At 70.2% G+C, this 25346-nt stretch carries 19 protein-coding genes and 1 pseudogene; 8 read left to right on the forward strand and 12 right to left on the reverse strand.

Going from position 1 to position 25346, the window contains the following annotated elements; genetic code table 11:
• Nucleotides 1-2 precede the first annotated feature (2 nt).
• Entirely contained in the window at nucleotides 3-734 is a 732-nt protein-coding gene (locus ROP_RS25935) for an NYN domain-containing protein (RefSeq protein WP_015888977.1), read from the reverse strand.
• Nucleotides 731-1507 (reverse strand): tRNA (guanosine(46)-N7)-methyltransferase TrmB, encoded by a 777-nt coding sequence (trmB, locus tag ROP_RS25940; protein ID WP_193384867.1) that lies wholly within the window; start codon nucleotides 1505-1507, stop codon nucleotides 731-733. The genes ROP_RS25935 and trmB overlap by 4 nt, the downstream gene beginning before the upstream one ends.
• A gap of 122 nt (nucleotides 1508-1629) precedes the next feature.
• Here trmB and ROP_RS25945 point away from each other — a divergent pair, with 122 nt between their 5' ends.
• The 5 genes from ROP_RS25945 (at nucleotide 1630) to ROP_RS25965 (ending at nucleotide 7107) form a co-directional block, all read left to right on the forward strand.
• Entirely contained in the window at nucleotides 1630-2484 is an 855-nt protein-coding gene (locus tag ROP_RS25945; protein ID WP_015888979.1) for a hypothetical protein, read from the forward strand.
• A complete protein-coding gene (locus ROP_RS25950; protein ID WP_015888980.1) occupies nucleotides 2481-3929 on the forward strand; it encodes a hypothetical protein in 1449 nt (482 codons plus the stop codon). Before ROP_RS25945 ends, ROP_RS25950 begins: the two co-directional genes overlap by 4 nt.
• Nucleotides 3930-4034: 105 nt before the next feature.
• Complete coding sequence (locus tag ROP_RS25955; RefSeq protein WP_015888981.1) at nucleotides 4035-4346, forward strand: DUF6802 family protein; 312 nt, start codon at nucleotides 4035-4037, stop codon at nucleotides 4344-4346.
• A 276-nt stretch (nucleotides 4347-4622) separates the two neighbouring features.
• Nucleotides 4623-6452 (forward strand): phosphoenolpyruvate carboxykinase (GTP), encoded by a 1830-nt coding sequence (locus ROP_RS25960; RefSeq protein ID WP_015888982.1) that lies wholly within the window; start codon nucleotides 4623-4625, stop codon nucleotides 6450-6452.
• Between the two features lie 154 nt (nucleotides 6453-6606).
• Nucleotides 6607-7107, forward strand: a complete 501-nt coding sequence (locus ROP_RS25965; protein ID WP_231868982.1) for a hypothetical protein — start codon at nucleotides 6607-6609, stop codon at nucleotides 7105-7107.
• A gap of 68 nt (nucleotides 7108-7175) precedes the next feature.
• On the opposite strand, the gene ROP_RS25970 is transcribed toward ROP_RS25965, so the two are convergent.
• The 5 genes from ROP_RS25970 to ROP_RS25990 form a co-directional block, all read right to left on the reverse strand.
• On the reverse strand, nucleotides 7176-8624 hold the full coding sequence (locus ROP_RS25970; RefSeq protein WP_015888984.1) for an aldehyde dehydrogenase: 1449 nt from the start codon (nucleotides 8622-8624) through the stop codon (nucleotides 7176-7178).
• A 28-nt stretch (nucleotides 8625-8652) separates the two neighbouring features.
• A complete protein-coding gene (locus tag ROP_RS25975; RefSeq protein WP_015888985.1) occupies nucleotides 8653-9798 on the reverse strand; it encodes a hypothetical protein in 1146 nt (381 codons plus the stop codon).
• Nucleotides 9795-10964 (reverse strand): phosphotransferase family protein, encoded by a 1170-nt coding sequence (locus tag ROP_RS25980; protein WP_043825333.1) that lies wholly within the window; start codon nucleotides 10962-10964, stop codon nucleotides 9795-9797. The genes ROP_RS25975 and ROP_RS25980 overlap by 4 nt, the downstream gene beginning before the upstream one ends.
• A gap of 80 nt (nucleotides 10965-11044) precedes the next feature.
• Complete coding sequence (locus tag ROP_RS25985) at nucleotides 11045-11932, reverse strand: ROK family protein (RefSeq protein WP_015888987.1); 888 nt, start codon at nucleotides 11930-11932, stop codon at nucleotides 11045-11047.
• A gap of 2 nt (nucleotides 11933-11934) precedes the next feature.
• Nucleotides 11935-12690 carry a class I SAM-dependent methyltransferase gene (locus tag ROP_RS25990; protein WP_043825335.1) on the reverse strand — a complete coding sequence of 252 codons (756 nt, stop codon included), beginning with the start codon at nucleotides 12688-12690 and terminating at the stop codon, nucleotides 11935-11937.
• Between the two features lie 174 nt (nucleotides 12691-12864).
• On the opposite strand from ROP_RS25990, the gene ROP_RS25995 reads away from it, so the two are divergent.
• Nucleotides 12865-14085 (forward strand): glycosyltransferase family 4 protein, encoded by a 1221-nt coding sequence (locus ROP_RS25995; protein WP_043826804.1) that lies wholly within the window; start codon nucleotides 12865-12867, stop codon nucleotides 14083-14085.
• Here the strand turns inward: ROP_RS25995 and ROP_RS26000 are convergent.
• Entirely contained in the window at nucleotides 14026-15747 is a 1722-nt protein-coding gene (locus ROP_RS26000; RefSeq protein ID WP_015888990.1) for a hypothetical protein, read from the reverse strand. The genes ROP_RS25995 and ROP_RS26000 overlap by 60 nt on opposite strands.
• 62 nt (nucleotides 15748-15809) lie before the next feature.
• On the opposite strand from ROP_RS26000, the gene ROP_RS26005 reads away from it, so the two are divergent.
• Nucleotides 15810-17006, forward strand: coding sequence for a hypothetical protein (locus tag ROP_RS26005; protein WP_015888991.1), 1197 nt, complete (start codon nucleotides 15810-15812; stop codon nucleotides 17004-17006).
• A gap of 123 nt (nucleotides 17007-17129) precedes the next feature.
• On the opposite strand, the gene ROP_RS26010 is transcribed toward ROP_RS26005, so the two are convergent.
• Complete coding sequence (locus tag ROP_RS26010; RefSeq protein WP_015888992.1) at nucleotides 17130-18284, reverse strand: DUF3068 domain-containing protein; 1155 nt, start codon at nucleotides 18282-18284, stop codon at nucleotides 17130-17132.
• A gap of 220 nt (nucleotides 18285-18504) precedes the next feature.
• On the opposite strand from ROP_RS26010, the pseudogene ROP_RS41450 reads away from it, so the two are divergent.
• Nucleotides 18505-19560 (forward strand): annotated as a pseudogene (locus ROP_RS41450) (acyltransferase family protein); the annotation flags it as partial.
• A 23-nt stretch (nucleotides 19561-19583) separates the two neighbouring features.
• Here the strand turns inward: ROP_RS41450 and ROP_RS45115 are convergent.
• From ROP_RS45115 to ROP_RS26025, 3 genes are all read right to left on the reverse strand, one after another.
• Nucleotides 19584-23888, reverse strand: a complete 4305-nt coding sequence (locus ROP_RS45115; RefSeq protein WP_015888994.1) for an alpha-(1->3)-arabinofuranosyltransferase — start codon at nucleotides 23886-23888, stop codon at nucleotides 19584-19586.
• 46 nt (nucleotides 23889-23934) lie between these two features.
• Nucleotides 23935-24108 (reverse strand): DUF2613 domain-containing protein, encoded by a 174-nt coding sequence (locus tag ROP_RS41455; RefSeq protein ID WP_005258546.1) that lies wholly within the window; start codon nucleotides 24106-24108, stop codon nucleotides 23935-23937.
• 127 nt (nucleotides 24109-24235) lie between these two features.
• On the reverse strand, nucleotides 24236-25327 hold the full coding sequence (locus ROP_RS26025; RefSeq protein ID WP_015888995.1) for an isochorismate synthase: 1092 nt from the start codon (nucleotides 25325-25327) through the stop codon (nucleotides 24236-24238).
• Nucleotides 25328-25346: the final 19 nt, after the last annotated feature.

Here is a 25346-nt window from a genome sequence, read left to right on the forward strand (position 1 = left end):
TCCTACTCGGCAGCACTCTTCCGCCCGACGAGCAGGGCGGAAAGCGGTCGGAACGGCTGCAACCAGGCACCCTCGTCGGGCAGTGTGTCGAGGCTGACCCGAGGCAGTGGCTCCCGGAACACGCCGGGAATGTCCTCGAGATCGACGAAGTCCAGAAGATCGGACGCGACCGCCCAGCTGGCGTGCTCGCGGAACCCGAGTATCTGGACCGGAATGCCGGTCGCGGCGATGTCCTCCAACGGCTCGCGAAACGCTTGACCGTCGGCGGAGGCGACCATGACACCGGCCAGCCCCTCGCCGTGACGAAGCGCGATGTGGTCCAGCATGTCGGAGTCGACGTCGCTGTCCTCATCGATCTTCGGCTTGGCGAACACCGCGAATCCCACATTACGCAAGGCTTCGACCCACGGTCTCACGACATCGGCGCTGCCAGCCGCGATGTTGGTGAAGACCGTCGCCTCGGGTTCGAGTGTGTCGGTGCCGGACGCGGACAGTTCCGCGGTCCGGGAGAGCAGCCAGCGGCCGAGTGCGTCGAATCGTGGCCGGTAGGCAGCCGTGGGCCTGCCGCCGAGGATGGCGCCGAGGCCCATGTCGAGGTTGGGTGCGTCCCAGACGAGAAGGACCCGCTTCTGGTGGCGCCCGTCACGTGCACCCACCACGGGAGATCCTGACGACACCGCGGTGCCTGCCGGGGCGGTGCCGGCTGTGTCGGTGTACTGCTCGCTGACGCTCATGACCTGATCTTCCCCCAAATCAACTCGGTGATCGCACTGCCGACCTGGTGGGCCTTGTCCTCGAACTTCGTCACCGGACGCTCGTGCGTCATGGGTGATTCCCAGTCGAGGGAGGTCAGGAGGGGTTCCGCGTTGCCTGCCTCGGCGATGGCCTCGGCGTACTCGGCGTGATCTGTTGCGACATGCAACACACCGCCGGCCTTCAGCCTGCTCGCGATCAGGGCGAAAGTGGGGGCCTGCAGCAGGCGGCGCTTGTGATGGCGGGCCTTCGGCCACGGGTCCGGGAAGAAGACACGGACACCGGTGAGCGATTCCGGTTCGATCATGTTTTCCAGGACATCCATCGCGTCGCCGCGCAGGACCCGGATGTTCGGGATCTCGTCCCGTTCGATCTGTTGGAGCAACTGTGCGAGCCCGGGCCGGTAGACCTCGACGGCCATGAGGTTCACGTGGGGTTCGGCCTTCGCCATCGCGGCGGTGGCGGTACCCGTGCCCGAGCCGATCTCGAGGATCAGGGGCGCGTCCCGGCCGAACCACGACGGCGCGTCCAGGCGATTGTCCGAGACGTCCGCGCCGATCACGGGCCATTGCCGGTCCCACGACTCCTGCTGGGCAGCGGTCAGGGCGCCCCTGCGCGAGCGGAAACTTGTCACCCTCGGGTGGAGACGGGACCCCTTCGAGTCCTTCGTCTGCCCCTCCTCGGGGACGGCGGGTGCATCCTGATCAGCGTGGTTCACCGGACCATTGTCACGCATGAGGGGCGTTTCTGGCATACGGGTCTGAAGTTCACCTTGAGACTTTTTCGGGAATCCGGTGCCCAGCCTGCACGGTTGCGCACGCCGATTCGGGGCGAGTCTGACAGAATCGGCGCGGGACGAAGGGGGGTGACTGCGTCATGGGCACTGCAGATGCCGGGAGCGGGGAACTGACGGATCTCGCCGCAGAAGTGGCGGCACTCGACGAGGTCGCCGGCGACCGGGTGCGTGCCGCCGTCGCGGCGTTCCGGGCGCCGATCCGGGTCTCCACGGCCGGCCGGGAGGGTGTGGGCAGGTCGACCGTGGCCGCCGCGCTGACCGCCGGCGGCATCGACGGCGCGGTCGTCGCGGAGTCGGACGCCGTCGACGTGCCCGGCGCACCCGACCCGGTGCTGGACGGCGACGTCGTCGTCTACGTCCTCGTCGAAGCCGTGCGCGACGCCGACCGGCACGCCGTGCGGACCCTGGACCCGGCGCAGGCCCTGTTCGTCCTCAACAAGGCGGACACGCTGGGCAGCTGGGCGAACGCGACCGCGCGGGCCGCCGAATGCTCGGACGAGGGCGGCCTCCCGGCTCTGCCGTTGGCCGCCACGCTCGCGACCGCGGGGACGTCCGCGGAATCGGGAATCTCCGCGGTGTCGGCCGCGGTCGCCGACCGGGTGGCACGAGCCCGGGCGCACTGCGGCGAGATCCTGCTGAACTTGCTGCGGTCGCAGGCGGCGCGCAGCCTCGCGTCCCGCGACGTGCTGGAGCGGTACCTCGCCGGCGACCACGCGGTCGCCCTCGGCGCCGCCGCGGCCCGGCTCCACCTTGCCGACTGCATCGCCGAAGAGCCCGAACCGCCGCGCACCGCGGCGGAGGCCGGCCGGTGCGCGGACTGGTGGCGGGCTCAACTCGTCCGGCAGCCGACGGCGCGCCGGCGCCGGGCGGTCGTCGACATCCGGCGGCACTACGTTCGGCTCGGACGGCAGCTGAGCGGCAGCCCCGGAACGTGACGACGCCACAGTTGTCCGATCTGCCCGCCGAGACCGTCGACGTCGTGACGCGATGGAACCCGGACGCCGTCGCCCGTCTGAAGTCCGGCGGGCCCGCGCAGCGAGGTGTCCTCGTGGCGGGGCCGAGGCGCGCGGGAAAGACCACTCTCGTGCGCGGGCTCCGCGCGCTCGACCAGTCCGCGCTCACGTTCGTGGAGGATCCGCTCGATGCCGGGGTGGTCCTGATGGTGCTCGACGCGGCGGCGCCACTCGGACGGGAGGAGCTGTCCGTTCTCGACGTCGTCGCGCGACCGGCGTGCCCCGTGGTCTTCGCGCTCACCAAGACCGATGTCCACCGGGACTGGGCGGGCGTGCGCGAACGCGACCGGACCCTGCTCGCCCGCCACGCGGTCCGCTTCGCGGACGCGGAGATCCACCCGGTCGCGGTCGGCGTATCCGGGGTGGAGGTGCTGCTCGCGGCACTCCTGCGGGCCGCCCGGGACGAGGCCCGCGACCTGCGTCCCGCCATCGAGTCCGTGCTCGAGCAGACCCGGCGGATGATCGCGGCCACCGCCCGGTCGGTGCGGGAGACCGAGCCCGGCGCGGAACTGCGCGCCGAACGGGTTCGCGCGCTGGCGCTGCGTGACGGCCGGCGCACGGAACGGATCGCCCAGCTCCGCGGTCAGGTCCAGCTCGCGAAGGTCGAGTTGCTGCACGAGGTGGCCTCCCAGGTCCGTGCAGCGGGAACGTCGGCGCGGTCCGAGATCGACCGCGCAGGCCGCGGGACCCTCGCGGGTTATCCCGACCGGCTGGCCGCGATCGTGCGCGAGAGAAGCGGTGCGGTCGACGCCGCGGTGACCGCGCGCCTCGACGACCTGCGGTCGCGTGCAGGCGTGCCCGCCTCCGACCCCGAGGCCGCCGGTCCGCTGCCGGAACCGGTGGTGCCGGAGGGGCCCGAACCGCGGCACCGCGGACTGGAGGACCGGATGACGATCCTGATCGGTGCGTCCGCCGGGCTCGGCCTGGGCAGGCTGGTGGTCTCGCCGCTGTCGATGGTGCCCGCCCTCGACATCGCGACCATCCCGCTCACCCTCGCGCTGGGAGCCGTCGCGGCGTGGTGGCTGACGCGGTCGCGCGCGCACGTCGCCGAGCGTGCCCACGTGCGGCAGTGGGCGACCGAGGCGCTGGTGCACGTGCGCTCCCAGTGGGAGCAGTTCGTGCTCGCCCGGTTGCTGGCGGCGGAGACCCGGGTGAGTGAGGCGGTCCTGGCCGAGAGCAGGGTCGCAGCCCGGGAGGCGGACGAGAGGGTCGCGCAGATCGACGGCGAACTCCGCAGGCTGGCCGCGCGCCGCAGCGGGCAGTTGTCTTCGTGCGAACGTGACCTCGCGGCGGTCGACCGGGGACTGCAGGAGGTCCGCAGGCCGGCCGGGGAACCGAATCGTCGCGGAGAACGTCTGAATACATAGGCGCCCGACCGAAGTTCGCCCGCTTTGATGTGGGATCGTGTTGAATTATCTTGATGTGTCTTGTTTCGGTCGGGAAACCGGTCCGAAATGTGAAGGGAGACCGCGGTGGCGACGACTGAGAGTTTTCTGGTCCCGGACGTGCCGGACCTCGATCCGAACACCTTCGGCCACGATTCCGGGGCGGTCGCGCTCACCGATCCCACCCACGACCTCGACGGCGACGGCGTCCTCGACACCCAGACCTTCGACGCGGGCGATGCCGTCGTCATTGCCTCCGACGTCGACGCGGACGGCGACGCCGACCGACTGACGTTGATCCACGAGGACGGCGACTACGCGTCCTGGGAGTTCCACCGCGACGCCGACGGCGTCGTGCACTGGGAGCAGACCGATGGTGGAACTCTCGGTAACGGCTGACCAACCCCCCGAAAACCGCACTCCAGACGCGGGAAAGGCTCCTGGCAGGGCTACTGAATCGTTTCTGTGACCATTCCAACCGCACCCGATTCCCCGAGATGGGACTCGCGGCGTTAACCTCTAGGGATAGGACACCCGGCGCCCGCGTCTTCCATGTGGCATGGACGGCCTGGCTGGACCCCGCCGAGAGGGGAAATCGGACCGTCTGGCACACGCTGCGAGGTTCTCTCAGCGGTCGGCAGATGGTCCGGTTCCGGCTCACCCCAGGAGAGTTTGATGACCTCAGCGACCATTCCCGGTCTGAACGGAACTGACGGCACGCCCCCCACGGAGCACAGTGAGCTGCTCGCCTGGGTTCGAGAGGTTGCCGAACTCACTCAGCCCGACCGCGTCGTCTTCGCCGACGGCTCGGACGCAGAATGGGATCGACTGACCGACCAGCTCGTCGCGGCGGGCACGTTCACGCGACTCAACGACGAGAAGAAGCCGAACTCGTTCGTCGGCAACTCGGATCCGTCGGACGTCGCACGCGTCGAGTCCCGCACCTACATCTGCTCGCGGGAGGAGATCGACGCCGGGCCCACCAACAACTGGATGGACCCGACGGAGATGCGGTCGCTCATGACCGACCTCTACCGCGGCAGCATGCGCGGACGCACCATGTACGTGGTGCCGTTCTGCATGGGTCCGCTCGGGGCCGACGACCCGAAGCTGGGCGTCGAGATCACCGACTCCGAGTACGTCGTCGTCTCCATGCGCATCATGACGCGCATGGGCACGGCCGCGATGGAGAAGCTGGGCAAGGACAAGCCGTTCGTGAAGGCGCTGCACTCGGTCGGCGCCCCGCTCGCGGAGGGCCAGGCCGACGTCCCGTGGCCGTGCAACGACACCAAGTACATCACCCACTTCCCCGAGGATCGTGAGATCTGGAGCTACGGTTCCGGCTACGGCGGAAACGCGCTGCTCGGCAAGAAGTGCTACTCGCTGCGCATCGCGTCGGCGATGGCCCACGACGAGGGCTGGCTGGCCGAGCACATGCTGATCCTCAAGCTGATCTCCCCGGAGGACAAGCCGTACTACATCGCGGCCGCGTTCCCGAGCGCCTGTGGCAAGACGAACCTCGCGATGATCCAGCCCACCATCCCCGGATGGCGCGCCGAGACCCTCGGTGACGACATCGCGTGGATGCGCTTCGGTGAGGACGGGCGTCTCTACGCCGTCAACCCGGAGTACGGCTTCTTCGGCGTCGCGCCGGGCACCAACTACGGGTCGAACCCGAACGCGATGAAGACGCTCGAGGCCGGCAACTCGCTGTACACGAACGTCGCGCAGACCGACGACGGCGACGTCTGGTGGGAGGGCCTCGAGGGAGACCCGCAGCACCTCACCGACTGGAAGGGCAACGAGTGGACGCCCGAGTCCGGCGAGAAGGCCGCGCACCCGAACTCGCGCTACTGCACCCCGATGTCGCAGTGCCCGATCCTCGCCCCCGAGTGGGACGACCCGCAGGGTGTGCCGATCTCCGCGATCCTGTTCGGTGGACGCCGTAAGACCACGGTTCCGCTGGTCAGCGAGTCCTTCGACTGGCAGCACGGCACGTTCCTCGGTGCGACGCTGTCGTCCGAGCAGACCGCTGCCGCAGAAGGCGCCGTGGGCACCGTCCGCCGCGACCCGATGGCCATGATCCCGTTCATCGGCTACAACGCCGGCGACTACCTGAACCACTGGATCAACCTCGGCAAGCACGCGGATTCCGAGAAGCTGCCGAAGATCTTCTACGTCAACTGGTTCCGTCGCGGCGAGGACGGCCGCTTCCTGTGGCCCGGTTTCGGCGAGAACTCCCGCGTGCTGAAGTGGATCGTCGACCGCATCGAGCACAAGGCCGGCGCCGAGTCCACCCCGATCGGATTCGTTCCGACCGCAGCCGATCTGGAGCTCGGCGGGCTGGACGTCAACGCCGACGACGTCGACGAGGCCCTGAAGGTCGACGTCGACGAGTGGAAGCAGGAGCTGCCGCTCATCGAGGAGTGGTTCGAGTTCCTCGGCGAGAAGGTGCCCTCCGGCATCCGTGACGAGTTCGAAGCCCTGAAGCAGCGCCTGAGCTAGTTTTCCCCGCTGTCGACCGAATGTCACAGTGGTTCAGTTCGACTGAACCACTGTGACATTCGTCGTTCGAGGGGACCGTTCTGCAGTAAACGCATACCATTCGGTTTGTAAAAGCCTCGATTCTCGAAGCTCGCACGCGACGAAAGGATTGCAGATGCAGACAGGGACCAGCAGGGGCATGAAACGACTCGCCGGAGGTGCCGCACTCGCTGCCGCAGCCGCCGCCACCGTAGCCATGGCCATGCCGGCGACCGCTTCCGCAGCGACGGAAGTGCAGCCTCCCACCGTGGTGACCGCGGTCGACGGAAGTACCCTCGACATCACCGTCACCAACCCCAACGTCCTGAATCTGCTGGACGCCCAGTCCTGCGGTGCCGTGGCATTCGACGCCACCAAGCTGCCCGCCGTACTGGCCGACCCCACCGTCGTCCTCGAACCGGGATTCGTCGCGTGGGCCACCAACCCGATCGAGCGGGTCGTCGCGAACGCCACTGGCGACGCGGTCAAGACCTTCACCACACCGGAACTTCCGGACGGCGCCTACGCGGTCCTCGGCGAATGCCTGTCGCTGACCACCGTCGCCAACCCCCAGACCACGATGCCGCAGATCGTCCTCGTCGGCGGTCCGCTCGGTGGGGTCCAGTTCGGCAGTTAGGCGCTCCGCGCCCGTGCGCCTTTTTGGTAGCTGCAGCAACCAGAAAGGCGCACGGGCGGCGAAGCCGCCTACCCCGCGTAGCCGGGCGGCATGAGGACGGACTTGGTCTCGCAGAACGCTTCGAGCCCCTCCGGTCCGTTCTCGCGGCCGATGCCGGAGGCCTTGTACCCGCCGAACGGTGATCCCGGATCGAATGCGTACCAGTTGATGGCGTACGTGCCGGTGCGGATCTGCTTCGCGACCGCGAGACCGTGCTCGATGTCGGTGGTGTACACCGAGCCGGCGAGGCCGTAGTCGGAGTCGTTGGCGATCTTGATCGCCTCGTCCTCGGAATCGTAGGGGATCACGGACAGTACGGGCCCGAAGATCTCCTCGCGGGCGATGGTCATCGAGTTGTCGACGTCGGCAAAGATGGTCGGCTCCACGTACCAGCCCTTGTCGAGGCCCGCCGGGCGGCCGCCGCCGAGCACCACGCGCGCGCCCTGTTCCCTGCCCTTGGCGATGTAACCCTCGACGCGGTCGCGCTGCTTCTCGGAGATGAGCGGCCCGAGTTGCGCGGCCGGGTCGGACGGGTCGCCGACGGCCATGAATCCGGCACCCGCGACGAGGGCGTCCAGCACCTCGTCGTAGCGGGACCGCGGGGCGAGGATCCGGGTCTGCGCGACACACGCCTGACCGGTGTTCATCAGCCCGGACATCACCAGCATCGGCATCGTGGACGCGAGGTCGGCGTCCTCGAGGATGATGGCCGCCGATTTGCCGCCGAGTTCGAGGGAGCAGCGCTTGAGGTTCTGCGCGGCGATGGCCCCGATCTTGCGGCCGACGGGACTGCTGCCGGTGAACGTGATCTTGTCGATCCCGGGATGCGACACCAGGTATTCGCCGGTCTCGGCGCCGCCGGGCAGAACGGAGATGACGCCCTCGGGGACCCCGGCCTCGGCGAAGATCTCGGCGAGAACGTGGGTGGAGAGCGGGGATTCGGGTGCCGGTTTCAGCAGCACGGTGCACCCGGCGAGCAGCGCCGGGGACAGTTTGTTGACGGCGAGGAACAGCGGCACGTTCCAGGCGAGGACCGCGGCCACCACGCCGACCGGCTCCCGCAGCACCTTCGTCTGACCGAACACGCCGGTGCGGGTCTGCTCCCACTCGAAGTCGTTCGCGAGGCCGGCATAGAAATTCAGGGTCGCGAGCGACGGCGTCTGCTGCATCATCCCGACCATCGCGGGCGGCTGACCCATCTCCGACGAGATCAGCGCGTTGAGGGTCTCGCCGCGCTCCTCGATGAGCTTCGCCGCCTTCGCGAGGATCTCCCCGCGCTCGGCGGGCGTCGTCTGCGGCCACGGACCCTCGTCGAACGCCCGCCGGGCGACGGCGACGGCGTCGTCGATGTCGGCAGGCGACGCGACCGGACAGCGGCCGACGCGTTCCTCGGTGGCCGGGGAGAACACGTCGAGCACCTGGTCGGTGGCCGGGGCCACCCATTTGCCGCCGATGTAGAGCTTGTCGTAGTCGGTCATGAGTCCATTCCTCGTGTCGTTCCCCCGGTCAGGAGGCGGTGTCGGTGAAACTGTCGAATCCGTATCGTGCGTGTGGCCCGATCGCCGCGACCTCGAACAGCCCGGTCCCGACGACGGTCTCGCCGCCGTCCTCGAGCCGGAATCGGGTGAGATTGTCGACGGGGCAGAACATCCGGAGTCCCGGCTCGATCTCGGACGCTCGCTTGCGCAGGCCCTGGACCACGAGTTCGCCCTGCCACATGCCGTGGCGCCAGTCGGCTTCGAGTCCGTACCCGGTGCCGATGCCGATGTAGTTGGGAACCAGCAGGTCGCAGGTGACGGTGACGACCTCGCCGGTGGGCCGGTGGAAACTCAGCGACGCCGACGTGACGTCGCGCGTTCCGGGCTCGAATTTCAGCTCGTGTTCGGGTCGGCCCAGCCATTCGGGTTCGCGGTCGGCGTCCGGCCAGATGCGGACGGCTTCCTCGACGATGCGCCTGCCGAGTTCGTCCTCTTGCAGGACGACGGAGACGGCATAGTCCTCGAACTGCATCACGGAGTAGATCCAGAAGAAGTTCTGGATGCCGTCGACCGCACGTCGTCCGGGCGGCTCGGACTCGCCGACGGGGCGCACCCCCCACGACCGGTCGCGGTTGCCGCGCCAGGTGTCGGGGGTGACCGCCCGGCTCTGCCCGTCGATGGTGAGTTCGCCTGCCCAGGTGCCGGTCTGGACGAAGCGGCTCGTGTCGAACGTGACGCGCTCGAGTTGCCTGCGGAAGTGGCGCGGCTCGAGCGTCGCGGGGATCGCGCCGTCGAAGATGAGGTCGAAGGACAGGTCGTAGTCGCCGGGTGCGAGCACCACGCGCAGGCGTCGGAGCCCCTCGAGGACCTCCACGCGGAACGGTCCGACGGTGGTGTCGGAGCGGTCGTGGCCCAGCGCCGCCGACCCGCGGACGACGATGTGGTCGTCGCCGCGGCGGAGCACCGCGAACGCGTCGGTGACCCCGAGGTTGGGGTACTGGCCGAGACCGACGATGAGGAACAGGTCGGACTCGTCGGAGGGATAGCAGTTGAAGTAGTAGCGGTCGTAGAAGTTGCGGTCGGACGTCGCGACGCGCCGGATCGGTTCGGCCACCTGATGGATGGGGTAGTCGTCCATCGGGGACAGCGGGTTTCCGGCGTAGTCGGCGGTCATCGGAGCTTCTCCCAGTACGTGCCGTCGAGCATCGCCTCGAGCGAGGCGCGGTGCATGATCATGTCGTCCGGGTCCTCGGGGGCGACGGCCTGCCCGAAGTGGATGGCGCGCTCCTGGATCCGCAGCATGATGGTGGCCTGCCGCAGGGCCGCGTAGGCGGTGTAGTACTCGAGATCGCGGGGCGTGTGGCCCGTCAGTTCCTCGTACAGGGCGGCGAGGTCGTCGAGGCGCAGGAAGTCGGGCATCCCGTCGAGTCCGGCGGCCGCGGCGATGTCCTCGAAGAACCGGTGCAGGTACGTCATCCAGCCGAGGTCGAGTTCGCGGGGCCCGAGCGTGGCCATCTCCCAGTCGAGTACGGCCACCGGCCGGAAGTCCTCGAACATCATGTTGCCGATGCGGGCGTCGCCCCAGCAGAACACGGCGGGGGAGGAGTCGTCCGGGAGGTTCTCCTCCATCCACGCGAAGCCGCGTTCGATCAGCGGGGACCGGGGACCGGACCGGGTCGTCCATTCGTAGTAGTCGCGTTGCTGCCGGATGTGCGCGGCGAGCGCCTCGGTGACGGTGGGGCCGGAACCGGGCAGCCTCAGGAACGCGAACCGCTCCCACGGCCGGTCGATGTCGTGCAGTTGCGCAAGCACATTCACCGCACTGTGCTGCAGCAGCGCGCGCTGCTCCTCGGTCGCCTCCGTCACCCACGACCCGAAGTTGTAGGGCATCACGTCCGGCGGGACCTGCCCGGACACTCGGGCCATGACGAAGAACGGGGCGCCCAGCGGTCCCGGGTCGGGCTCGGACCAGTAGACGACCGGGACCGGGACGGCGGAGTGCTCCCGGACCTGTGCCATCGTCTGGAACTGTCCGTCGAGGTCGTAGTCGGGGAAGACGGGCATCGTCGTGTCGGCGGGCGCGACGCGTGCGACCAGTGGGTGCACCTCGCCCGACCAGGTCGCGTCGAACAGGATGGTCTCGCTCGACATCCCGTTGGCGTCGGGGAGATGGACGTGCGTGACCTCGGGTGTGGCGTCGGCGGGCAATTGCGTAGCGAGCCAGCGTTGCAGCGCCTCCCGCAGCACCTCCGGATCGCGACGGGAGTCGCTGGGCCTGGCAACCTCGGATTGGTGATCGGAGTCGTCGGCAGATCGGGTTGCGCTCGTGCTCACGGTCACCTCCTCTCCTGAACGTGGTGTGACCCTGAACACTAGAACACGTTACAGAATTTCGGAACAGGTGAGGAGATTCCGCTGAGTCAGCCCTCGCCGGCGGCCAGGACGGCCGCCCCGACGAGCGTTCCGGAGGCGCCCAGTTCCGCGGGCACCACTCGCAGATCGGCGACGAACGACAGCCGGGCGTGGCGGGCCGCGGCCCGGTGCATCGGCTCCCACAACGGCGGCCCGGCCTGCGCGAATCCCCCACCGATCACCGCGAGATCGACATCGAGCAGGGCCGCGGCGGACGCGATCGCCTGCCCCAGTGCGGTCCCCGCGCGGTCGAGGGACGCCACCGCGATCGCGTCGCCGTCCGCGGCGGCCCGCGCCAATTCGACGCCGGTCGACCCGCGCCATCCCCGGGACCGGGCCCAGCGCACCGACGAGGGTCCGCTGGCGACCGTCTCCAGGCATCCGACTCCGCCGCACGTGCAGGGCTCGGTTCCGCCGGGGACCACCAGGTGCCCGATGTGGCCCGCGTTGCCGGTCCGGCCGGTGGCGATGCGGCCGCCGAGGACCACCCCGCCGCCGATGCCGGTGGACACGACGAGACTCAGCAGGTCGGGGGCACCGCGACCGGCGCCGTGGTGATATTCGCCGAGCGCGGCCGCGGCGCCGTCCATGGCGAGTCGGGTCCGCACGCCGGGAAAGACTTCCTGCACGAGGCCGACCAGGCCGAACCCGCCCGCCCACTCCTCGATGTTGATGGGCGACACGGTGCCGGCGACCGTGTCGACCGGTCCCGCGCACGCGATGCCGACCGACGTGACCTTCGCGTTTCCCGCGACCTCGCGCAGCAGGGCGGCGCACGCGGCGGCGACCGCGGTCGCCGGCGTCGGCGTGGTCGCCGGGTGCGGCACCGTGCCGTCCGCGTCGACGGTCCCGGCGGCGATCTTGGTGCCGCCGATGTCGAGTGCCAGCGCGACCACGGTCAGCGCTTCCGCATCACGAGAACGAGGTTGCTCACCAGGAACTCGCGCAGTCCGGGCACGCGCACCATCCACCACGCCCAGCGCGGGTGGTAGCGGGGGAAGGCGGCCAGCAAGTCTGCGTCCCGGGTGCGACGGCCCCACCGAAGCCCGTCGGCCGCACCCACTTTGAACAGGGAGACGCCGTAGCGGTTCTTGGGTTCGCGGCCGTTCCTGCGCAGGTAACGCCGGGCGGCGTACTCGCCGCCCAGTGCATGCCACGGCCCGGTCTCGTGGCCGCCGAACGGGCCCCACCACAACGTGTACGACAGCACCATCAGGCCACCGGGTTTCGTCACGCGGACCATCTCCTCCGCCATTGCCCACGGTTCGCTGACGTGCTCCGCGACGTTGGAGGAGAAGCAGATGTCCACCGACGACGTCCGGAACGGCAGTGCCAGCCCCGACCCGCGGACGGCGCCGCCCACCGCGAGCCCCGCGGCGTGCATCTCGGACGGGTCCGGTTCCACGGGGACGTACCGGGCGCCTGCCTGCTGGAACACGTCCGCGAAGTAGCCGGGGCCGCCACCGACGTCGAGGACCGTCGTACCGGTGAGATCCGCGCCGGTCAGACCGCCCCACAGGTCGCCGATCAGTTCGACGGAGTCGCGGGCGAGGGCGCCGTAGAACAGGTCGGGCGCGGTCTGTTCGTGCCGGAAGTCGCTGAGCAGGCCGAACGACCTCTTCAGGGTTGCCCGTCGACCGAATCGCCGGGTCACGGGAGGCGTCGTCACGAGATTGAACCTTAGCGAGTGCAGTCCCCGGGACGGCAATCCGTTCGCGGTGGCTGCAACATCCGGCGGAAAGCGACCGATAGGGTGTTCGGGGACTCCCGCGCGGAACGTCCCGCCCCGAGACCACGAGTACCGCACCGACCACAGGAGTATATGAACGTGCGAGAGGTTCTGCTGCTCTGCTGGCGCGACACCGGTCACCCGCAGGGTGGCGGCAGTGAGCGGTACCTCGAGGAGGTCGGCGCCCAGCTCGCGGCGCGGGGAATCAAGGTCACCCTCCGCACTGCCGGTTACCGCGGCGCCGCCAAGAAGGAGACCGTCGACGGCATCGAGATCAGCCGGGCAGGCGGACGGTACAGCGTCTATCCCCGCGCCCTCGCCGCGATCGCCGCCGGCCGGCTCGGGTTCGGGCCGCTCCGCGGCATCCGGCCGGACGCTGTCATCGACACCCAGAACGGCATCCCGTTCTTCTCCCGCGTCGTCGCCGGCGCACCCGTGACGCTGCTCGTCCATCACTGCCACCGCGAGCAGTGGCCGGTGGCGGGCCGGTTGATGGGCAAGATCGGCTGGTGGGTGGAATCCCGGTTGTCGCCGCGCACCCACCGGGACGACCAGTACCTCACCGTGTCGCTGCCGTCCGCCGACGAACTCGTCGAGCTGGGCGTGGAACGCGAGCGGATCGCGGTGGTGCGCAACGGCGCCGACGACATCCCCTTCGGCGTGGACATCGGCGGCGCCGGCACGAGGACCGCGCACCCCAGCGTGTGCGTGCTGTCCCGGCTCGTGCCGCACAAGCAGATCGAGGACGCGCTCGAGGCGGTCGCCGCCCTGCGCCCGACCATTCCCGACGTGCACCTCGACGTCATCGGTGGCGGGTGGTGGGAGCAGAACCTCCGCGACCGCGCACACGAGCTGGGCATCGGAGACGCCGTCACGTTCCACGGGCACGTCGACGAGACCCGCAAACACCAAGTGCTGTCGCAGTCCTGGGTGCACGTGATGCCGTCCCGCAAGGAGGGCTGGGGTCTCGCGGTCATCGAGGCCGCGCAGCACGGCGTCCCGACCGTCGGCTACCGCAGCTCCAAGGGGCTGACGGATTCGATCGTCGACGGAGTGACCGGGGTCCTGGTCGGCAGCGCGGAGGCGGCGACGGCCGACGTCGCCGACCTGACCGCGGCGGTCAAAACGCTCCTGCTCGAGCCCGACACCCGCACGGTGCTCGGTGAGAAGGCGCGTGTCCGGGCCGGTGAATTCTCCTGGACGCACACCGGGAACGGCGTGCACGAGGTGCTGGCGGGCACGGCCGCGGGCCTGCGCACGTCAGGGCTGGTGTCGCCGGCGCTGGCGCGTCCGGGCCTCGAGCACGCCCGCGCCGAGTAGCCCGCCGGCCAGCAGCATCGCCCACAGCACGTGGGCCGCGACCACCGTCGCGCGCGCCCGTGCGGACGCCTCGTGCGGCGCGACGTCGCCGTCGACGCGGTACAGCTCCAGATGCTCGTCCGAGAACCGTCGCTCGAGGCCGGCCAGGGTGGCCGCGGATTCGCCGCGCGGTCCGGGCGTGTCGCGCTCGACGAGAACCCATCGGACGCCCAGGGGCGCGAGTTCGGCGGGGGAACCGCCGGTGAGCAGCACCCGTTCGACCTGCTGCGCCCGGGACCCTTCGCCCCCGACGCTGCCGCCTGCCACCACCAGCTCGCCGGTCTGCAGGACGTCCGCCGGCAGCATTCTCGGGGCGGGGTCCAGGACAGGCGCGGAACTGCTGTAGGGGAACTTGCGGAACATGCCGGTGGGCAGGACCGCGACATCCCCGCCGCCCGGGTCGCTGTCCAGTGCGGCGGCCACCCGCTGCCACGACGGCGGATAGTGGACCGGGCGCAGCGCGCCCCCGACGCCCCACGCGAGGTCGGGGAGGGCGAGCAGCACCACCAGGACGGCCGAGACCGACCAGGTCGCCGGCCGTCGCAGCACGGCGGCCGCGGCGGCGAGCGCATACAGCGGGGCCGCGAGCGCCACCCACTTCTGCGCGTCCCGGAGCAGCCCCGCACCCGGGACGGTTTGCACCAGCCAGCGGCCGGCGTCGAGTCCCCACGCCGTCGCCCCGAGCGTCGGCAGCAGCACCGCGACCAGCGCGAGCACGGTCAGCGCCGCGACTACTGGATGCCGGCGCCGCCGCCACAGCGCGGGCAGACCGAGGACGACGACCCCCAGCAGCAGGGCAGTGCCGACGAGCGCGAACAACGACGTCCGGGTCTGCGGGACGGCGGTCTCGTTCCACACGCCGCCGAGCCCGGCGAGACTGCCCAGGGTCGCCAGACCCGGCTCGGCGCGGGCAGCGAACGCCGCGACCCCGGCAGGATCGGAGCCGTCCCCACCGCCGCCGGACAGGGCCGTGGCCACCAGCCACGGCGCGCTCGCGGCGAAGATCAGGCCCAGCGCACCCGTCAGACGGAGCCACCGGGAGGAGCGTCCCCCCGGGCAGGCGAGGACGGACAGCGCCGTCACCGCCGCCAGCAACACCCCGGTCGGGGTCAGGCCGGCCGCGGCGAGGCAGGCCGCGAGGGCGAACCATCCCCGGAGCCGGCCCCGCCGGATCGCGACGGCGGCGCACACCGTCCACGGCAGCGCCGCGTACCCCGTCAGCAGACTCCAGTGACCCTGCAGCAGTCGCTCGGCGACGTACGGGTTCCACACCGTCACCGTCGCCGCCACGAGCTGCGGTCCGAGCCCGGCCGTCGGCAGGACGGTCCGGACCATGTGGGCCGCGCCCCAGCCCGCCGCCCACAGCGCGAGCAGCAGGATCGCCTTCACCACCAGCCCGCCGTCGACGAACACGCTCAGCGCGGCCAGCAGGGCGTCCTGCGGGACCGCCCGCGCGGCGGCATCGGTGAGACCGAGCGCGGAGTCCGTGAGATACGAGCGGGGAGTGCTCACCGCGTCACGCAACAGCAGGTAACCGGGACCGAGCAGCGGACCGAGGACGACCGACGCCAGGACGAGGCTGTAGACCGCCGCCGCGAACGGTGCTCGGCGCCGGACGGTCATGGGCCGTCACGATACGTGGTGCATCGACCCGGCTCGCACGGCACGTAGTGCATCATGGGCGAATGCCACGCCAGACCCTCACCAGCTCGGCGGTCGCCGGGGTGACGATGGTGACGGCGGGCTCGATGACCGCGAATATCGCGTCCTACCTGCTTGCCTGGGCCGCGAGCCGCTGGCTCGGCCCCGCGGGCTACGGGGAGTTCGCGAGCCTGCTGGCCGCCCAACTCGTCCTCGCCGTCCCCGCGCTCGCACTGCAGACCGTCGTCGCCCGCGAGGTGGTCCGGGGCAAGGGGGCCCACGCCGTGCGGCTGCTGGGGTACCGCTGCGCGCTGATCGTCGCCGTCGCGGCGATGCTGATCGCACCCCTCGCGTCGTGGGCCCTCGACACCGGGATGCTCGCCACGTGCTCGGCGCTCGTCACGGCGCCCGTCCTCGTCCTGCTCGCCACCGAGCAGGGACTGCTGCAGGGCGCGGCCCGGTTCGGCCCGCTCAGCGTCGTCCTCGCCGGAGCCGGAATCGCGAAGGTCGTTCCCGCGGTCGCGGTGCTCGCCGTCGGCGCCGGGCCGGGACTGGCCCTCGCCGCCAGCGCGGTCGGCACCGGCCTGGTGGCCCTGTGCGCGCGACTGTTCGCCGATTCCGGGAGCGCCGGGGAACCGGGCACCCGGATCGGCGTCGCGGCCGTGCTGAGGGCGTCGCAGGTGCAGTTGGCGCTGATCGCGCTGTCGTCGATGGACCTCGTGATCGCCCGCATCGTGCTCAGCAACGACGACGCCGGCCTGTACGCGCTCGGTGCCGTCGCCACGAAGGCCGCGTTCTGGCTCCCGCAGGCGGTCGGGGTGGTGCTGTACCCGCGGATGGCGAATCCGGCGCACTCCGCGCAGGCGATCCGTTCGGCGCTCGCCGTCCTCGTCGGACTCGGCGCGGTGCTCGTCGCGGGAGTGGCGGTCGCCGCGCCCCTCGTCCCGCTCCTCGTCGGCGACGCGTACCGGCCCGTGCAGTCGCTGCTGTGGCTGTTCGCGCTCCACGGCGCCTGCCTGGCAGTCCTGCAGGGCGCCCTGCTGTCCGCCATCGCGGGGGAGCGGACGCACCTCGCCGTCATCGCCTGGCTCGGCCTCGCCGTCGAGATGACCGCCATGCTGACCTTCGCGTCCACGATCGGGCAGTTCATCGCCGTCGCCGTGACGGTCGCGTCGAGCACCGCCCTGATCGCGGGGGTCCTCGCCGTGCGCGGCGCGCGGCGTGACGCGCCCCCGATGTGACATTCGTTCATTCCGACGAGCCGCCTGTGACATCGGGCGAGTTCGCGGAACGACGAAGGGGACCTCGGTGAAATACCGAGGTCCCCTTTCGCACCGGACTACGTGGCGTCCGGCTGTCGTGTTCTACCGCTCGTCGTACCGGCGCGGATCCTGGACGGGAATCTCTTCCGTCTTGTCCGTGGTCCAGTCGTGCTGCTCCGTGGGAGCCTCCGACTTGCCCAGGTCGACGTGCCGCCCCCCACCGCTCTGCGGGTAGTCACCACCGTCGGCCGGCGCGGGCTGGTTGCCCTTGCCGCCGCGCAGACCCAGGAACAGTCCGGCGATCAGGGCGATGAGACCGAGGATGCCGGCGATGATCGGCACCGTGCGACCGAACGTGCTGATCTTGTCCATGCCGTCCTTGGCCTGCTGGACCTGGTACTCGATGGTCTGCTCGTTGAACGGCAGTTCCACCTTCAGGACGTCGATCTCCGGCTTGTCCTTGTTGCGGGCGTAGTACTGGTGCAGCTGCTCCTGGCCCTTGACGACGACACCGGTCTCGGGCTCCACCCACAGGTCACGCACGTTGGTGTACCAGCGGGTCATCGTGACGGGGAGGGTGCCACCGGGGACGCCCCAGGCTTCGGCGGGCAGCGTCAGCTTGTTGGTGGGCGAGTTGACGACCTTCGACAGGTCGACGGGATCGATCGTCTGGTTGTAGTGGTACACCTTCAGGCCGTTGATCTCCGTCTCCTCGACGAAGTTGATGTCCTGGGTGGCGCGCGCGTTCAGGTCGAAGTAGGGGTAGCTCTGCTTCTCCGAGTTGAACGGGAACTTGTACTGCAGTCCGTCGCGCGGAACTTCCTCGGCCGGCTGGTTGGGCTGCGTCTGGATGGTGCCCACCGGGTCGTTGGTCGGCATCGACGTCTTGCGGTCGACGGTGTTGCGGTCGACGATCGCGGACAGCAGACCGGTGTCGCCCTGCTTGTCGGTGCGCCGCAGCGTCTGCCCCGCCTGGAGAGTGACGACGTCCGCGTTCGCGGGGTCCTCGGTGGTGACGTAACGCTGTGACACCAGTGGAACGTTCGTGTTGACTTCGGCCTTGCCTGCGAGAAGTGCCTGCGAGTTGAGCACGCTGCCGGAACCTTCGGCGATCGTGGTCACTTCGAGGTCCAAGGGCGTCTTCTCCAATTTGCCCACCGTGTAGGTGGGAATGAGAATGGCGACGGCCAAGAGGAAGGCACCGAGGCCCACCAGAATGCAAGCAAGTATCCGGCTCGGCCCTGAGCGCTCCGCCATGCTTTCTCTCCTAACCCAATTCTGTCGATTGAGATTCCCCCACCGGCAGCACGGCTGCACGGATCGCATGGAGCCCACATCGACACCACGTGAGGCAAAACACTAACAGTCTCGAATGCGCATTTGCCCCATCGGATAGTAAACGCACCGGCCGTTCCGCAGCGAAGTGACTCGGGCGGAGTTTTCCGTCACAGGGCCCGGACCAGGCACACTGTTGGTGATGAGCACCCAGGCCACGATCTCGCCCGCGCCCGCGGCGACCGCTACTGCGCGCAGTTTCATTCCCGCACTGGAGGGGATGCGCGGTCTCGCGGCGCTGGGGGTGCTCGTGACGCACGTCGCGTTCCAGACGGGCGCGACGCACGTGCCGGTCCTCGGCCGCATCTGGGGACGATTCGATCTGGCGGTGGCGGTCTTCTTCGCGCTGTCGGGATTCCTGCTGTGGCGCAGTCATGCCGGGGCTGCGCGGGGGATGGGTTCCGCACCCGGCGTGGTCCGGTACTGGATTTCGAGGGCGACGCGCATCCTGCCCGCGTACTGGGTCGCCGTGGCGGTGGTGTTGACGTTCCTGCCCACCGCCAACGCGAGTTACCGCACGTGGTGGGCGAATCTCGGTCTCGTGCAGGTGTTCGTGCCGCTGACTCTCACCGACGGTCTGACCCAGATGTGGAGTCTGTCGGTGGAGGTGGCCTTCTATCTGGTGCTTCCGCTGCTGGCCCTCGCACTGGTCCGGCTGCGGGGTCCGGCTGCGCGGCTGCGTGTTCCGGCGATCCTCGCGTTGATCGGGGTGAGCCTGACGTGGGCATTCGTGCCGGTGTCGACACCGGGCGGTATCCACCACGACAACTGGCTGCCCGGGTACCTGCCCTGGTTCGGAGCCGGGATGTTGCTGGCCGAACTGGCGGTGAGCCCGCCCGGGCGGATGCACCGCTGGGCGCAGCACCGCGTCCGGATGTTCCTCGTCGCCGCAGTGGCATTCGCGCTCACGGCGACCGACCTCGCCGGACCGGAGGGGCTGGTGCGTCCGGAACCGTGGCAGTACGCCGTCAAGATGGCGCTCGGCGCCGTCCTCAGTTTCGCGTTGATGGCACCGCTGGTGTTGTCCGACAGGTCCACCCACCGCTTCCTCGCGAGCCCGCTCGCACTTGCGGTGGGCCGCTGGTCGTACGGCATCTTCATCTGGCACCTCGCGGTGCTGTCCGTCGTCTTTCCGGTGTTCGGACTCGTTCCGTTCTCCGGCCACTTCGTCTACATCCTGTTCCTGACGACGGTGCTGAGCGTCGCGGTCGCGTCGGCCAGTTACGCGTTGGTGGAGGAACCGGCGCGCCGAGCCGTCAAGCGCTGGGAGGCGCGCGTGAGCAAGGCCGAACGTCCGAGCGGCAGCACGGCCAGCCCGGTCGCGACGAGCGCGAGCAGCAGCGGGAACTGAACGAGGAACGAGTGCCCGACGTATCCGCCGGGCGCGCGCCACGGCCCGGTCGAGAGTATCGCCATGCCGAGCATCGTCGACGCTCCGGCGACCCCGACCAGCACGCGCGCGGTGGTGGCGGTACCGCGTAGACGGATCAGGACCACCGCGAGCAGCGTTGCCACGACCGTCGTCGCCGCGCCCACGGGACCACCGATCACGGTGGCGGCAGCGAGGATTCCCAGCCACCCCACCGTCGCGCTGCCCCAGGTCCGGGGTGCCGGGCCGGGATCGCGCTCGCGGGCGCGTCGCGGCCACAGGGCGGCGGCGAGCAGCGGGATCAACAGCAGCAGGCCACCGAAGATCCCCAGCCGGTACCAGTGGTCGGTGGGGAAGTCGAGCGTCACCGTTCCTTCGGTTCCCGCGGGCAGGATCCATCCCTGCTGCCAGCCGTCGACGACGACCGGCGTCAGCTCGCTGCCGTCCGGGGCGGTGGCCACCCAGCCGACGTTGGTGCTTTCGGGGACGACGACGAGGCGCTCGGCGTCCGAGCGGGCAACCGTGAGTTCCCGGTGGTTCTCCGTCCACGCGGTGGTCGACACCTGTTCGGTCGGAACGGCCCGCGCCTGCGGTCCGGCGTCGAGGCGCAGACTGTCGACGAAGAACGCCGGCCCCGGGTCGACGGTCACGTCCTGGGATCCCGCGTCCAACGGCACGGGTCCGGGGCTGTCGCAGAGGGTCGCGGGAACCGGGTCGCCGGAGAGCAATTGCCCGGCGGTTGCGGTGACGCTCGTGCGTACGGGCTGCCCGCCGATCGTCACGACCGGCCCCTCCGCGCAGGGCACGGTGACCGGGCGGTCCCCGGCGTTGTCGACCGGACCGGAACCGGGCAGCAGCGCGCCGTCCTCGCCCAGCACCCCGACCTCGGCGAGTCCGGCGGGCTGGAGCTGGGCGAACCCGAGAGCGTTCTGGTCGAGGGTGCTCTTCCAGGACACCAGGCTGAGCACGATCCGGTCGGTCACCCGGGGTTCGACCGTGACGGTCCCGTCGTCCTCGTCCACATCGCGCACCTGCGGTCCGTTCCCGAGGTCGACGGCGACCCGGTCGGGGGCGGCGGGCAGCGCACCCAGGCTGGGCGTGAGCTGCAGGCCGGTGACCAGCGTCGGTTCGGGAAGGTCGATCGTGAGGGTCGGTTTCGCGCCCTTGCCGCTGGTGGTGTCCTGTTTCGCCGACCAGCTGGTGCGGGGATCGTTGTCGGTGGCGGCGAACGCCGAGCCACGAAGGTCGGTGATGTTGCTGGTTCCGTGGGCGGACGGCCGATCCCGTTGCGTGAGAACGTCCTCCAGTGGTGCGCCCTGCCGGGCTCGCAGTGTGAGCCGTGGTGTCACCGCGGTCGGTTCGGGCACCGACAGCGTTCGCTCGAACGTGCCGACCTCCTCGGGCGGCAGGACGAAGGCGTTGCTGCACCGCACCCGGTCCGGGGCCTCCGCGCACGCATTGCGGCCCGGGAGTGCCTGACTGAGATCCCACCCCGAGACGGACGCGCCCTCCGGGGTGGGAGGCAGCACCGTCCGGAACCGGATCGGCACGGTGACCGGGGCGTCACGCTGGGAGAAGTCTTCGACCGACACCTCGCTGATGCCGAACTGCGTTCCCGGGGAACCGTTCTCGGTGCGGGTCGCGGTGATCCGCACCCACGGGGTGACGCCGCCCGGAACGGAGACGGCGATCGGTTTGCCCGGGGCGTCCACCTTCACGGCCGTGCTGCCGTTGGGAGTCGACACCTCCATCCAGCGGACGGGGGCGCCGATCGCGGCCGGGCTGGTCGTGATGTGCAGCAGCGAACTGGTGAGCGGAGTGTCGAAGTCGATCTCGAGCCACTGGCCCAGCGCCCGCTCGATGCCGTTGCTGAACCAGCCCGTCGCCGGGTCGCCGTCGACGGTCGCAGCGGCGCTGCTGGCAGGGGAGGTGCCGCCGAGTTGGGTGGCGTCGGCCGCCGCACTCGACACGCTCAGCGTCGCGCCCTCCCACCGGCCCTCGACCAGCGGGGTGTCCGCCACCGGATAGTCGGGGACCAGATTGAACGTGCGGCGCGCGTCGTCGGGGGTCCGCAGCGCCGAGCTGTGATTGTCTACCTGGCCGTAATCGGTTTCGCGGTCCCGGGGCGTGTCCGTGACTGTGACGTCGTCGACCGGCAGTCCGGCGCGTGTCGCGTCCGCGGCCAGCAGGACGGGTCCGGTTCCCGGCAGGGCGCCGTTCTCCCGCAGGCGTTGCAGTGATTCCGGGCCGCCCTGCACGCGGGGGATATCGTCGAGGTTCGCCGTGTACGGCCCGCTCGTCGCGGGGGATCCGTCCGGCGTCGACACCGCGAAGATCTCGATCGCCGGATACCGGGGCCGCAGGTCGCTGTCGATCACCAGGCCCTCGACGTCACCGGGTCCGATGTCCTCGCCGAACTCCGCGACCCGCGTGAAACCGGGAGATCCGGTGACCGCCTGGTGCGCGAGCAGCGGGCGCGTCGACCGCGACGTCTCTGGATCGAGATCGTTGCGCAGGACGAGGTAGTGGATGCCCTGGCCGAGCAGGGTCTGCGCCATGCCGTCCGAGGGCCGGCCGTCGGTGATCAACCGCTGGATCGAGTCCATGGCCCGGATGGTGCCGGGCGGGGTGAGGGGGACGGCGTCGCGGGACGCCCACGGTGTCGAGGCCAGCGCCTGCATCGGCTCGTCGCGCGTGAGGCCCCAGAGCTGGCTGCCGAACGGTGCTCCGGGCACCACGAGCGCCCGCTCCGCGTCGGAACCGTCGGGGCTCGTGCCCCCGGCGTTGTCCTCCAGCCAGGACGCGGCCTGCTGCCAGTAGTCGGGGACGTCGGTGTACGTGCCTCGCGGTGCGAGCTTGCCCGTCCATGCCAGCGACGTCGCCAGCGTGAGGGCGACCAGCACCAGACTCGTCACCGCGACCATCGGTTCGCGCTCGGGATGCGCCAGCGCGCTGCGCCACCGCGCGAACGGTACGGAGCCGGGCAGCGGCACCTGCGCCAGGAGATGCGCCAGCCCGAGCACGAGCGGGAGCCGGACGAGCGGCTCGAGTTTGTGCACGTTGCGCAGGGGCGCCCCGGTGGAGTCGAGGAACAGTCGCACCTGCTCGGCGAACGGGGAACCGAGTTCGCCGATGTATCCCGCGGCGAGTCCGGCGACCCCGACGAACAGGATCAGCGTGAGGCGACCGCGGGCCGGCATCGACCGCATGCACAGTCCCGCGAGACCGGCGGCGGCGATGAGCCCGGTCGCGGCGACCGCGGCGGGCTGGGTGACGAGGACGGCGCCTGCGATCCGCTCGGGGGAGACGAACGGCGTCCAGCTGTCGGTGCCGCGGAGGATCTCGGCGAGCGACGTCCATTGCGTGGTCACCCCGGACGACTCGATGTAGTCGAGGAACGGCGGGCTCACCTTGCCGAGCAGCAGCAGCGGCACGATCCACCACAGCGTCGCCAGTGCCAGGAACGGGAACCACCACGCGGTGAACGTCCACCACCGCCGGTTGGGCCGGTGGGAGATCCACCACAGGCCTGCGACGAGGCACGCCGCCGCGGTCGCGACGGCGTTGACGGCACCCATCAGCGCGACGGCCAGCGCCGATTGCGCCGCCAGCCGTGCAGGTGAGTGCCAATGTGTGTCCCGGGACGCTTTGCCACTCACGTGGGAGAGGGCGAGAACGACGGGCAGAAGGACCCACGGCGCCAGCATCATCGGGAGGGTTTCCGACGAGATCGACCCTAGGGTGGTGAGGACGCGGGGCGAGAACGCGAACGCGACACCGGCGATGACCCGGGACGAGCGGCTACCGGCGCCGAGCGCCTCGGCGAGCCGGACGATGCCCCAGAATCCGGCGACGAGCAGCAGTGCCCACCACACCCGTTGGGTGATCCACGCCGGGACGCTCAGGATGTCGCCGAACGCGAAGAACGCACCGTGCGGGAAGAAGTATCCGTAGGCCTGGTTCTGCACCTGGCCCATGGGGGCCTGGCTGCTCCACTGATGGGATGCCCGCTCCAGGAAACCGATCGGATTCTGGGACAGGTCGTATTTGGTGTCGGCGGCGAGCCGGCCGGGGGTCTGGAGAAATGCGAGAAGAAACGCTACGACGGAGGCGCCGAACAGCCACCGCCGTGACAGAGGCTCTGCCGAGGGCGACACGGCCGCCGACTCGGGGGGAGTGCGGGAACTAGTCGAACCGGCGCTCTCAGCGGCTGCCGTACTCAACCTGGTTCAGGAGTGAGGAATCCGCGTTGCCACTTCGGTCGATCTCGGGACGCGTGTTGTCCTGTGCGGCTGCGGTGATGCCGAGCGTCGCCACGGTGCCGAGAGCGACACCGACCACGGCGCTGACCACACCGGGCACAAGGAACTTCCCCATCAGACATCTCCCACCGTCGTGCCATCGACGCACACGGCTACTCCCGCGTACGAATTGCTCGGGTCAAGGTATCACCCGCGGGCCGCCGAACTGCTGATTGGTGCTCGCGGGCCGCCGTTTCCGCTGTTCACGGGCTCTGCTGCACGCCCAGCGCACGGAGCAGCGTGCGCAGTTTGGTGGTCGTCTCGTCGAGTTCGGACTGCGGGTCGGACTCGGCGACGATGCCCCCGCCCGCCGTCGCCAGGGCCTCGAGTCCATCGGCGGCGATCTCGGCGCAGCGGATCGCGACCACCCAGTCGCCGTCACCGTCGCCGTCGCACCACCCGACCGCACCACCGTAGAACCGCCGATCCTCCTCGACGTCCCGGATGGTCGCCAGGGCCGCGTCGGTGGGGGTACCGCACACCGCGGGCGTCGGGTGCAGCAGTACCGCCAGGCTCAGGGCGCTCGTCGACGGGTCGTGCAGCACACCTTCGATGGGAGTCGCCAGATGCCACACCTCGTGCGTGCTCGTCAGGACCGGAGAATCCGGGACGGTCAGCTCGGTGCACAGCGGGGACAGGACGTCGCGGATCCACGCCGTGACGAAGGCGTGCTCGGCCAGATTCTTCGTGGACTCCAGCAGGCCCCGGCCTTCCTTCTCGTCGGCCTCCGGGTCGGTGCGACGAGGGGCGGTACCCGCGAGGGGACGGCAGGTGACGCGCCGGCCCCGCCGGCTGAGCAGGACCTCGGGGCTGGCGCCGACGACAGTGTGCCCGCGGAAGCCGTCGCCGGCCGCGGACAGGTCGACGGCGAACCCGTTGGCGGTCGGATTCTGGTGAATCATCCGTGCGGCCAACGCTTCTGCGGAGATAGGGACGTCCGCGCGGAGGGTGACGCTGCGTGCGGCCACCACCTTGCCGAGGGTGCCGCCGCGCAGTCGGTCGACGAGGGACCGGACGCGGGCCACGTGCTCGGCGGGTTCGGGCACCTGCCGGACGACGCGGACGGACGGGAGTGCGGGAACGGTACCGGGCCGCCACGGCCCGTCCGTGAACTCCCACGATTGCGGGGCGGTGAGCGCGGTGGGCCGTGCGGGATCGAACGGCAGCGCCCCGACGATCAGGCCGGTGTCACCGGCCCCGAGCGCGGCGACAGCAGCCGCAGCGGTGTCGTACCCGTACCGCATCCCGGACGTGCGCAGGGTCCGATCGGCGCGTGAGAGAAGGAAGCCGTCCATGGTGCACCCGACAGTAGTC

The organism is Rhodococcus opacus B4 (assembly GCF_000010805.1).
GTDB lineage: Bacteria > Actinomycetota > Actinomycetes > Mycobacteriales > Mycobacteriaceae > Rhodococcus_F > Rhodococcus_F opacus_C.

What these genes read in the sequence shown, in the direction of transcription:
- ROP_RS25935 (WP_015888977.1), bottom strand. Translation starts at nt 734, where the DNA reads ATGAGCGTCAGCGAGCAGTACACCGACACAGCCGGCACCGCCCCGGCA.
- trmB (WP_193384867.1), bottom strand. Translation starts at nt 1,507, where the DNA reads ATGCCAGAAACGCCCCTCATGCGTGACAATGGTCCGGTGAACCACGCT.
- ROP_RS25945 (WP_015888979.1), top strand. Translation starts at nt 1,630, where the DNA reads ATGGGCACTGCAGATGCCGGGAGCGGGGAACTGACGGATCTCGCCGCA.
- ROP_RS25960 (WP_015888982.1), top strand. Translation starts at nt 4,623, where the DNA reads ATGACCTCAGCGACCATTCCCGGTCTGAACGGAACTGACGGCACGCCC.
- ROP_RS25965 (WP_231868982.1), top strand. Translation starts at nt 6,607, where the DNA reads ATGCAGACAGGGACCAGCAGGGGCATGAAACGACTCGCCGGAGGTGCC.
- ROP_RS25970 (WP_015888984.1), bottom strand. Translation starts at nt 8,624, where the DNA reads ATGACCGACTACGACAAGCTCTACATCGGCGGCAAATGGGTGGCCCCG.
- ROP_RS25975 (WP_015888985.1), bottom strand. Translation starts at nt 9,798, where the DNA reads ATGACCGCCGACTACGCCGGAAACCCGCTGTCCCCGATGGACGACTAC.
- ROP_RS26000 (WP_015888990.1), bottom strand. Translation starts at nt 15,747, where the DNA reads ATGACCGTCCGGCGCCGAGCACCGTTCGCGGCGGCGGTCTACAGCCTC.
- ROP_RS26005 (WP_015888991.1), top strand. Translation starts at nt 15,810, where the DNA reads ATGCCACGCCAGACCCTCACCAGCTCGGCGGTCGCCGGGGTGACGATG.
- ROP_RS26010 (WP_015888992.1), bottom strand. Translation starts at nt 18,284, where the DNA reads ATGGCGGAGCGCTCAGGGCCGAGCCGGATACTTGCTTGCATTCTGGTG.
- ROP_RS41455 (WP_005258546.1), bottom strand. Translation starts at nt 24,108, where the DNA reads ATGGGGAAGTTCCTTGTGCCCGGTGTGGTCAGCGCCGTGGTCGGTGTC.
- ROP_RS26025 (WP_015888995.1), bottom strand. Translation starts at nt 25,327, where the DNA reads ATGGACGGCTTCCTTCTCTCACGCGCCGATCGGACCCTGCGCACGTCC.